The 10,053-nt window shown below is 35.8% G+C and carries 8 protein-coding genes, 1 pseudogene and 1 riboswitch; of the genes and pseudogenes, 1 reads left to right on the forward strand and 8 read right to left on the reverse strand.

Annotated features, from left to right (window positions below; all coding sequences use genetic code 11):
- Positions 1 to 16: 16 nt before the first annotated feature.
- The 8 genes from VIO64_RS18680 to VIO64_RS18715 form a co-directional block, all read right to left on the reverse strand.
- Entirely contained in the window at positions 17 to 670 is a 654-nt protein-coding gene (locus VIO64_RS18680) for a riboflavin synthase (protein ID WP_331921071.1), read from the reverse strand.
- On the reverse strand, positions 651 to 1,793 hold the full coding sequence (gene ribD / locus VIO64_RS18685; RefSeq protein WP_331921073.1) for a bifunctional diaminohydroxyphosphoribosylaminopyrimidine deaminase/5-amino-6-(5-phosphoribosylamino)uracil reductase RibD: 1,143 nt from the start codon (positions 1,791 to 1,793) through the stop codon (positions 651 to 653). The genes VIO64_RS18680 and ribD overlap by 20 nt, the downstream gene beginning before the upstream one ends.
- Before the next feature lie 97 nt (positions 1,794 to 1,890).
- A riboswitch (FMN riboswitch) is annotated at positions 1,891 to 2,018 on the reverse strand.
- A 77-nt stretch (positions 2,019 to 2,095) separates the two neighbouring features.
- Positions 2,096 to 2,782, reverse strand: a complete 687-nt coding sequence (gene sfsA, locus VIO64_RS18690) for a DNA/RNA nuclease SfsA (protein ID WP_331921085.1) — start codon at positions 2,780 to 2,782, stop codon at positions 2,096 to 2,098.
- A gap of 327 nt (positions 2,783 to 3,109) precedes the next feature.
- Positions 3,110 to 4,204: a hypothetical protein gene (locus tag VIO64_RS18695; protein WP_331921075.1), complete on the reverse strand. Its 1,095-nt coding sequence runs from the start codon at positions 4,202 to 4,204 to the stop codon at positions 3,110 to 3,112.
- A gap of 14 nt (positions 4,205 to 4,218) precedes the next feature.
- Positions 4,219 to 5,754, reverse strand: a complete 1,536-nt coding sequence (locus VIO64_RS18700; protein WP_331921077.1) for an HlyD family efflux transporter periplasmic adaptor subunit — start codon at positions 5,752 to 5,754, stop codon at positions 4,219 to 4,221.
- Positions 5,751 to 8,021 (reverse strand): peptidase domain-containing ABC transporter, encoded by a 2,271-nt coding sequence (locus VIO64_RS18705; protein ID WP_333783869.1) that lies wholly within the window; start codon positions 8,019 to 8,021, stop codon positions 5,751 to 5,753. The genes VIO64_RS18700 and VIO64_RS18705 overlap by 4 nt, the downstream gene beginning before the upstream one ends.
- 264 nt (positions 8,022 to 8,285) lie before the next feature.
- Positions 8,286 to 9,122, reverse strand: coding sequence for a type II CAAX endopeptidase family protein (locus VIO64_RS18710; protein ID WP_331921079.1), 837 nt, complete (start codon positions 9,120 to 9,122; stop codon positions 8,286 to 8,288).
- A gap of 72 nt (positions 9,123 to 9,194) precedes the next feature.
- The gene (locus tag VIO64_RS18715) at positions 9,195 to 9,383 is read right to left on the reverse strand and encodes a hypothetical protein (protein WP_331921081.1); all 189 of its coding nucleotides are present in this window, start codon (positions 9,381 to 9,383) and stop codon (positions 9,195 to 9,197) included.
- 245 nt (positions 9,384 to 9,628) lie between these two features.
- Here VIO64_RS18715 and VIO64_RS18720 point away from each other — a divergent pair.
- Positions 9,629 to 10,053 (forward strand): annotated as a pseudogene (locus VIO64_RS18720) (hypothetical protein); the annotation flags it as partial.

Here is a 10,053-nt window from a genome sequence, read left to right on the forward strand (position 1 = left end):
CTCTATGACACTAAAATCACAAAAAGCCGTTGTCCCTCAAAAAGTCCATGGTCAAATTGCTTTTACTCTCTGTTTTTTCACCATTGAACAAAGTCAGTTTTTCGATATACTTTGCAACCTGATCAACCTCAATATTTACAATATCTCCAGTCTTTTTATCTCCTAAAACAGTCATGTGCCGTGTATGGGGTATCAAGGATACCTTGAATAAGCTCTCATCTATATAAGCCACAGTAAGGCTTGTTCCATCAATTGCAACGGACCCTTTATGTATTATATATTTCAATATATACCCATCAGTCCTTATTGAGTACCAAACCGAATTATCCTCTTCTTCCATTTGAGTTATGGTTCCTATGCCATCTATATGACCGCTGACAATATGCCCTCCCAGCCTATCTGAGAGTCTTAATGCCCTTTCCAGGTTTACCTTCGATCCTATACCCATATCTCTTAAACTTGTTCTCCTAAGGGTCTCAGGCATCACATCGGCAGCAAAATACCCGTTTCCCATATTGGTAACCGTAAGGCAGACTCCATTAACTGCTATACTGTCGCCAATCTTTGATCCCTCAAGAACATTGCTGCAACTAATCATTAGCTTAATAGATCTGCTGCCGTATGATATGTTTTTTACCTTTCCCAATTCCTCAACAATCCCGGTAAACATTGCTTTTCACATACCCTTCTATAAGTATATCATCATCAAACCTTTCAAGGGAAACTTCCTCCAGCGAAACAGCATCCTTCATGTACCGCCTGCCTTGACCTTCAACAGGCGTGGGTGCATTGGCCCCGCCTATAATTTTGGGCGATATGAAGCTCATTACCTTATCTACAATTCCATACTGAAGGGCTGATGAATTAAGGGTCCCTCCACCCTCTAACAATATACTGTCTATTTCCAGTTTATAAAGCTCACCCATAAGTTTTGCAAGGTCTACTCCTGTAACGGTGCCATTTTCCATTTTGTCAGCCTTGATTATTGTGACACCTTTTTTTATTAGAGCTTCTTCTTTTTCCTTAGGTATTTTTGAAGTAGTGGCGAGAATAACACCCTTATCCGAATCAACATTAAGAACCCTGGACTTCTCAGGAATTTTACCCGTGCTGTCAACAATAACCCTAACGGAATCGGCTCCTGTTTCTCCCTCAAGCCTTGTAGTCAGCGAAGGATCATCCTTTAGTACTGTATTTATACCTACCATTATGGAAGCTACCCTGTTTCTTATTAAATGGACATACTGCCTTGATTTTTCACCCGTAATCCATTTGGAGTCCCCTGTAGCTGCAGCAATTTTACCATCAAGAGTCATAGCAGTTTTCATTATCACAAAGGGCTGCTTCTTTGTGATATATTTTATAAAAATTTCATTTAACTTTTTTGCATTTTTTTCCAACACGCCGGTAATTACATTTATACCCGCATCCTTCAGAATTCCTATCCCTCTTCCCGAAACCTTGGGATTGGGATCCTCCATCGCAACAACAACTTCCTTTATTCCAGCCTGCACAATTGCATTAGCACAGGGAGGCGTCCTTCCAAAATGGGAGCAGGGCTCAAGGTTAACATACATGGTTCCGCCACTTATGTCACCCCTGGCATTGTAAATTGCAGCTGCTTCTGCGTGGGCACACCCAAGCACCTCATGAAAACCTTCCGCCACAATTTCTCCATCCTTTACAACTACAGCACCAACGAGGGGGTTGGGATTTGTCTTTCCGCTGCCGCCTTTTGCAAGCTCCATTGCCTTCATCATATACTTTTCGTGTATGTCCAAATTAGTCTCCATTTTAATTAAACCACCTGATTAAAATACGTAGTAGTATTTCCTAAACATCTAAAAATTCCCTGATGATAATATCTTCAGGGAATTTAATAATACAATTTTTATTCTTCTTCCATCCAGACTTTACTGTCGGCTCCGGACTTTGACCGGATCTGCTTTATAAAAGCTCGCGGGCTCGCATTACTGCCTACCGCCGGTAAGGAATTTCACCTATCCCTGAAGATTTTATTAAGTTTTATTTGTTAATATATTTTTTACCATACCAGCACCTTTTAGTCAAGCTATTTTAAACAGCAGCAATTATCCTAAAGTATCACATTTATCCTTTCACCCAATACTATTCCATCCTCCTCAACAATAGAATCAAATGCAAGAATTTTCACCCCATGACTTGCAGCCTTTTTTAGTCCTTCTGAAAACCTGGAATCCATTTTAGAATTGGGCATAAAGCATCGGACCCCCTTCATCTGTATCAGGAAAATAATATATCCTTCATACCCCATTTCTACGGCTTCTTTCATTTCCAATACATGCTTGGTGCCTCTTTCCGTAGGTGCATCAGGGAACATTGCCACCTTGTCCACTTCAAGAGTAGCTCCCTTCACTTCTATAAATATTTTCCTTTCATTGCCCTCACAATATATGTCAAACCTGGACTTTCTAAATGTTACCTCTCTTTTAAGAAATGAAATATTTCGAAGCTCCTCTATTTCACCGTTGCTAATTGCCTCACTTATTACCGTATTAGGTATCAGGGAATCTATATTTATGAGCATACTGCCCTTATAAGCACCTATTAATGAATATCTTGTTTTTCTTTTTTCGCCGAAAGCTTCCTCTAAAACTACCTCTGTGCCCTTTTTTAATATTTCCCTGCACCTTCCGGTATTTTTTACATGAACAACTTCTTCATTGCCGTCTATAACAACCCTTGCAATAAACCTGTTTGGTCTTTCCAAGAAAATTCCTTTTACCACTTTTCTATATTTCATCATTCTCTCCTCTATATAAAAACATTCAAATTATATATACCCTGTGAAGGGTAATTAATTCAATAAAAGAAAAAGTCAGAAAATAGCCACATAACTGTGGTTTATAATTGGAATTCACAATAAAAACAAGACACTAAAAAAGGCTTTAATCATATATGGCTATTATAGCACAATAAAGAACTCCTGATCTGCTCCATCAATTCCAGTAAAATCTGTATGAGAGTAGGATACTGGCTTGAAAAACAATTCAAGATTTTTCTAGATATCAGGAATTTTGCTGTTAACTACTTTGAATTTTTGCGTCAATCAGCCTATCGAACATATTTTCTATTTATTCTGAATAATAATCCCATTTTCAATCAAATTTATCATGGTTTTTGCATTAATTTTATCAACAATTGAGTTATAACCATTGTTTAATTCTTTTAAAACAAGGAATTTATCTGACAAATACTGAAGCTCGCTTATGTCACCATTATCATATTTAGTCTTCAAAACATCCAATTGGCGATTTAAAATACCCTTACGTTCCTGAGTTGTAGAATAAGAAATAAGTCCCTGTTTAAAAATATTATACTGTTGTTCAACATAGGTATCAATTTGCTGTTTTAATACATTTGCATCCGCTTGAAGCTTAGATCGTTCAGATACTGCTGTCCCATATGAAGGATCACTTTCACCGACACATGTCCTTAGGCTTGAAACCAAGCTGCTATGAAACCCAATATATGCATTTGTTTGAAGCAGTCCGATATTATTATCCTCGCATTTCTTCCTAAGAGTTGCTAAAGAATAGGTGTCCGAACCATCAACCGTAGATGGAATGCTAAACGAAGGGTCAAACTGTACAGCTGTAGTCTCATTAAGCCTTGATTTTAGAGCATTTTTACCCTCATCAATACTTTGATTAAGGCTTATAATTATGTCCTGCACAATTTTCTTCCTGCAATTCAAGTCATCAACAGCAAGCTGTGTTGAATCTCCTTGATTCAGCTTCTCCTGTTCAACAGATATCTGCTTATTTACAACCTCCAGTTCGCTTTGAGCCAATAAAAGCTGTTTTATTGACAGGCATACATTATAATACTCAACCTGCAATTGATATTTTTCTACCATCTGCTGTTGTTCTTTTTTCTTAGGATACCAGGTTTTATCATGATTCAATCTATCAAGCTGATTTTGTAATAACGCTGTTTGCTTTCGACTGTCATTATACTGTTTAATTGTTTCACTATAGCGGGACTCAAGAACCTGATGCTCGCTGTCAACAACCTGAACATTCAGATTGCTGTTATCAACGTATCCCTTAAGGTCATCAAGGGATTTATTGGTGTAGATTCTGCCCGCAGCATATACACCTGTTGCTGCAATGCCCAACATAACTAATACAGTAATTGAAACAAAACGCTTATTTTTAACCACATTCATCTGTCCTTTCAATCAATGAGATTTATCTTTTCAAGAAGCCACCACAATATTTTTCGTGATTTTGTTACAACCCGGGCTTCACACACCATTCCAACCTTAACTTGGGCTTTGACTCCTTTGTAGCTTTCAAGTTCAGTTTTATCCACAGTAGCTTCTACCATATAGAAATTTGATCCTGATTCCTTATCTACTCTGGCATCCGTACCAATCCTTTTCACAATGCCCTCCACCTCACCATACTCTCGGTATGGAAGTGCAAGGAAATGGTATTTAATTCTTTGCCCCTCTTTAATGCTTGCGATATCTTTATTTGATACCATTAGTTGAATCTTGTATTGGGTGCTTGTATATGGAACAATCGCTGCGATATCAATTCCATTTTGAATCAAATCCCCGCGGTTTATTTCCGTATATAGGTTTACTATACCATCAATAGGAGAAGTTACAATAGCTTCTTTTAAATTCAGTTCAAGGTTTTTTAATTCACTTTTTGCCTTATCAAGGTTCATTCTATTTGCGGACAGGCCATCTTCAATTTGACCAAGCGTATCAAGATGCAACTTTTCAATCACCAGTTCTGTGTTTTGGCTCTTACCGTTGTATGCATCAAGGCTTGTCTTCCATTTTGATATTGAATTGGTAAGCTCGCCAACGCTCTCCTCTGATTGCTTGATTGAATCCTGCAAATTCATAACAAATTCATTTTTGAATTTATCTGCATCCAGCTTTGCAAGTTCCATTTGATTTTTTGCATCCTCCAGTTCCTTTCTCGCTACACCACCTGCATCATAAAGCTTTTTAATCCTCTCATAAGTATCTCTTTTTTGCTCATATAGTGAGTTCAATCGGTTGATATTAAATTCATAATCCTCATATCTCCTTTGATACTCAGTATTGCCTTTATCAAACAGGTTCTTATTCTTCTCGACCGAAACAAGCATAGTCTCTAGGTTTTTTAAAACGTCTTTTGTGTTTTTCAGCTTGACCTCTACCATTTTCATTGAAGATTTTGCATCACCTTTTAACTGCATCAGGTCAAGCTTGGAGTTATTCAGCTGCTCCACATTCGTTTTCCTATCAGTCATATACTTCTGAAATTGGTTATAATAATCAACCTCATCAGCATTGACCGGATCAAAAAAGTTTTTCTCTTCCAGTACGCTTTTTTTGAACTTCTGAAGATTTTTGTTTTCCTTTTCAAGCCTTGAAACTAACTTTACTTTCTCATCCTTATCAAGAAGAATTCCATTGGCCTCAATGGTATAAAGCACATCGCCTTTTTTGACTCGCATTCCTTCTTCAATGTTAACCTTTTCTACTCGTCCGGCTATAGCATTCCTTATTGTGCTTATCCTTTCTCCTGGTCTTACTGCACCGTTTGCCTTGACATAGTCATCTATTTCTCCAAAGTATGCCCAAATCAACGCTGCACCGATAATGGCAAAAAGTATATATACAAACCATGCCATGAAAAAGTGAGGTTTTGCTTCTAGCATTTCCCTGCTGTCAGACATATCCTTTATGTCTTGTATGTAAGTTTTCATTCTCCATCACCTTCCTTTGCCGCTGCAGACTCAAAAACTCCTTGGACAAATGGAACGAAGGAATTTAAAGAAATTCCTGTTTCCTTTTTTATATACTTTTCAGATAGTTCTGGCAATTGTTCCGTCCAAAGCTCATAGTACAAACCCTTTTTATTCATCAGTTCTTTATGTGTTCCACTTTCCACAAATTCTCCTTTATCCATAACATAAATTTTGTCGCACCTCATTATGGTGGAAAGTCTATGGGCAATTATAAGGGTGGTAACGCCATGAGTATGTTCGTTGATAGTCTTTTCTATAGCTTTTTCCGTTAAGGAGTCAAGGTTGCTTGTGGCTTCGTCCATTATCAGTATATCAGGCTTTTTTAGAAGTGCACGCGTTATAGCTAGTCTTTGCTTTTGACCACCTGATAGGTTGGAACCGTTTTCCTCCAACATAGTTTCATATCTTAAAGGCATCTGGTTAATAAAATCATGTGCCTTTGCCATTTTTGCAGATTCAATAACAGTTTCCATATCCGGGTTTTCTATACCAAGAGTAAGGTTCTCATATATGGTGCCACTAAAAAGAAAAATATCCTGAGAAATATATGCAATGCGTTCACGCAGATAATTCATGTTTATATCCTTGACATTGTAACCATTGATAAGTATTTCTCCTTTTTCCCATTTATAAAGGTTCAACAACAGCTTTACCAAGGTTGTTTTACCGGAGCCGCTTTCACCAACAAAGGCGATTTTTTCCCCGCTATTTATTTTAAGATTAATATTTTTCAAAACTAACTGACGAGTGCCATAACGAAAATCCAACTCTTTAAATTCTATCAGTCCTTTAAGTGTACTTGGTGCTATTTTTTTGTCTTCGCTTTCACTCTTCTCAAGTTCCAAATCCAATATTTCTCCCAATCTGTCAGAAGCAACTATGGCCGTCTGCATCATTGGCTGGAGGTTAATCAGATTTTTTATCGGATCAAGAAAATACGCTAGAAGTGCATTAAATGCCAATAGCTGGCCAACCGACATATCTCCCTTTATAACACTATACGCTCCTGCCCAAAGGATTACAATCCCTCCGATCGATGCTACAAATCCAGTCAGCGAATTTTCAAGGTTATTTATCCACCCACCTTTAAAAATGCTTTTCAAAAGCTTTATAAACTTTTTCTCTGTCTCAATATTTGCCTTGCGTTCAGCATTAAAGGTTTTGACAGTTTCAATACCATTTAAGGACTCAACCAGATATGATGTAAGCTGTGCATTGTTTTCCATCTGTACCCGATTTATATTTCTTATTGGCTTGTTAAAGGAAAATACAATAACGGCATAGACTATAACCATAATGAAAGCAATGGCAAATAGAAATGAACTTTGCGAATAAAGTATTATTCCACCTGCTATTGCCATCAGAGTATCAATCATTATTGTGAGTGTTGCCCCCGATATAGCTTCCCTCACCTTTGAAGCATCCATGAACCTTGATATAATTTCTCCAACTTTTCGTGTTCCAAAGAAGTTCATGGGTAATTGCAGGACATGGCTATAATAACCAAGGATTAATGATATGTCCAACTTCTGGCTAAGATATAAAAGCAGGTGTGACCTGAATGCATTCAACAGAAGTTTAAAAATGCTTAAAAGAATGATGCCTACTGAAACAATATGTAATGTATTCATTAAATTATTGGGCAGTATATCATCCATCATGAATTTAAAATAAAAAGAACTCAGTATCCCTAATATTGTATAGATAAGGGATGCTAGAAATATATTTATAATTAACTTCTTTTGAGGGGCTAATAAGCCAGAAAAACGTGAGAATATTCCTTTTGTTTCGTTGCCTTTTTTGAATTGTGCTGAAGGAGCAAGCAAAATAAGCACACCTGTCCAAACTTTGAAAAAATCTTCTGGCGTACACTTGACAATGCCTTTTCCAGGATCGGCAACAATTACTTGTTTTTTTGTTATTTTATGAATTACAACGTAATGAAGCAAGCTTCCACCAACTACTACATGGGCAATTGCTGGAAGGGGAAATTCTGAAAAAAAAGCTTCCTGATTTCCTCGGACAGCTTTAGACGTAAATCCTAATTGTTCAGCTGCTTTTATTAGCCCATAAGCATTTGTACCTTGCTTATCGGTGCCCGCAACTTCTCTTATTTTTGTAATTGGTATCTTTAAGCCGTATTGTTTACTTATGGTTGCAAGACATGCTGCTCCGCAATCTGCGGTATCATATTGTTTTATACAGTAGTATTTTTTAAATATCACAACTCTAACCTCACTAGCAAATATCAAATATATGAAAATGTAATAACTATATAACGAATTATACATAAACAAGCTAGTATAATTCGATCTCAAAATGTATGTATTAAAAAGTGTTAGTGCTAATCCGTACTATTAAACTATTGAAAAGTGTTACTGATCTTTGTTAGTCAGAGCAAATAATTAATGATTTTAACAGAATTTACAATAGACAGATGTAAAAGATTAAGCACTTTTCATATAGTTATTTAATTATTCTATACTAATCTAAACAGCAGTCATTTCTTTATTTTGCGTTTTATTTCTCCATAAAGGAATAAACATAACACTTAAGAATAAAGCACTAAAAATAAGAAACACTATTCTGTAGTTATCAAAGATTTGAATGGTTTTGAATTTACTCAATACAATACCAGAAATGTTAAACCCTAAATGAAATATAATAGGGCTCAATATAGATTTGTACCAATTGTATATAAGTGCAAGCAAGACACCTAGTATAATTGTGTAGATAGCCTGAATGATATTTCCGTGAAAAGCAGCGAATATAACAGCTTGAATAATTAATGCAACTACCACAGGTAAGTTCTTCCGAAGCTCATTATATATAATACCTCTAAAGAAAAATTCTTCAAAAATTGGGGTAACGATTCCCATAACAATTATAACAATTAAGACATTTCCTAACATTAAAGGCTCTGTAATTTCCGTGTACTGTGTAACCATATTAGAAAATCCATCTATCTGTACGACATATGATACTAATGTGGATAAAAAAAACTGCATTAATACTGCTGAAATTATGAGCAATCCTATAGTTTTCATATTAATTCTGTTAAAATTAAAATTCTTAAATATATTCTCTTTACGTATTCTGAATAAAACCCACATAAATAATACTGTGACAATATTTACAAATATTATCGTAACATATGCATATTTTTCAGAATAATTTTCAAAATTTATTGTTAAATCTATATTTCCAGTTGCTAAATTAATAATAATAAGCACTATACCAATAATTATTCCAACAAAAATAGTAGCAAAATAATAAACACCTATAAAAACAGCTAAAAGTCCTACCATTTTAAAAATTTTTTTCATATATACATGATTCTCCAATTATCTAAATTTCATTAATCTTATACAATATCATAATTACACCCTTTTATTATTCTATAGAGTTTTTTTTATTCTATAAACCTCATAAAATACACCCACTATAAAAAGTATTCCCGCTATTGAATCAAGTATTGCAGATAAAAAATTATTGCTCACAAATTGGACTATTGAGGATACTATAAAAAACACACCCAATATTGAAAACAAAATACATGCAAATATGAGCTTTCGAGTTTTATTCATAAAACTTCCCTCTCCTTATTTATTCGTATGCTCTCGGAAACTCCGAGGGCTTTATTTATCTGACTTTTGAGAGTTAACTTTTCTTTTTCACCCCCACAAATCAGTTAAAATTTTATTAAAATTTCCAGCCATAATTTCCATAATTATGCTTATATGGTATCATGCCACCTTGACAAATCCCCACGTCTCCAAAAATGGAATTACATGGATACTTTTTCCACACAATCTGATTCTGGAGGCGATATATGTTACGACATTGGACTTCACATGAAAGTTACCAGCACACATTGAGACTCAAGCTCTTATTTCATTTTGCCATACAAAAAAGTAGGGTATCTAAACTGGACAAGAGCATCTCCAAACTCTACCTGCTCAACCTAGATAGCCTACTTCCTGTTATCAAGCCTCTATATCCTGATTTAGGCCGCCCAGCCAAAAATCAGCAAGGAATTATAAGATCCCTTGTATTAATGCTCGATAGACAGAATTATTCTATCACAAATTGGGCTTCCGAGGCAGCTTCTGACCCACTATATTTTGACTTGTGCGGCTTTGAAGGCTCTGCACCTGCTGTTGCCAGTTATTATGATTTTCTGGTTAGGCTATGGCAAAGTTCTCAGAAACTGCATGTTAAGCGAAAGCTCAAACGCAAACGTTTTACTGCAAAACC

Source organism: Pseudobacteroides sp., assembly GCF_036567765.1.
Lineage (GTDB): Bacteria > Bacillota > Clostridia > Acetivibrionales > DSM-2933 > Pseudobacteroides.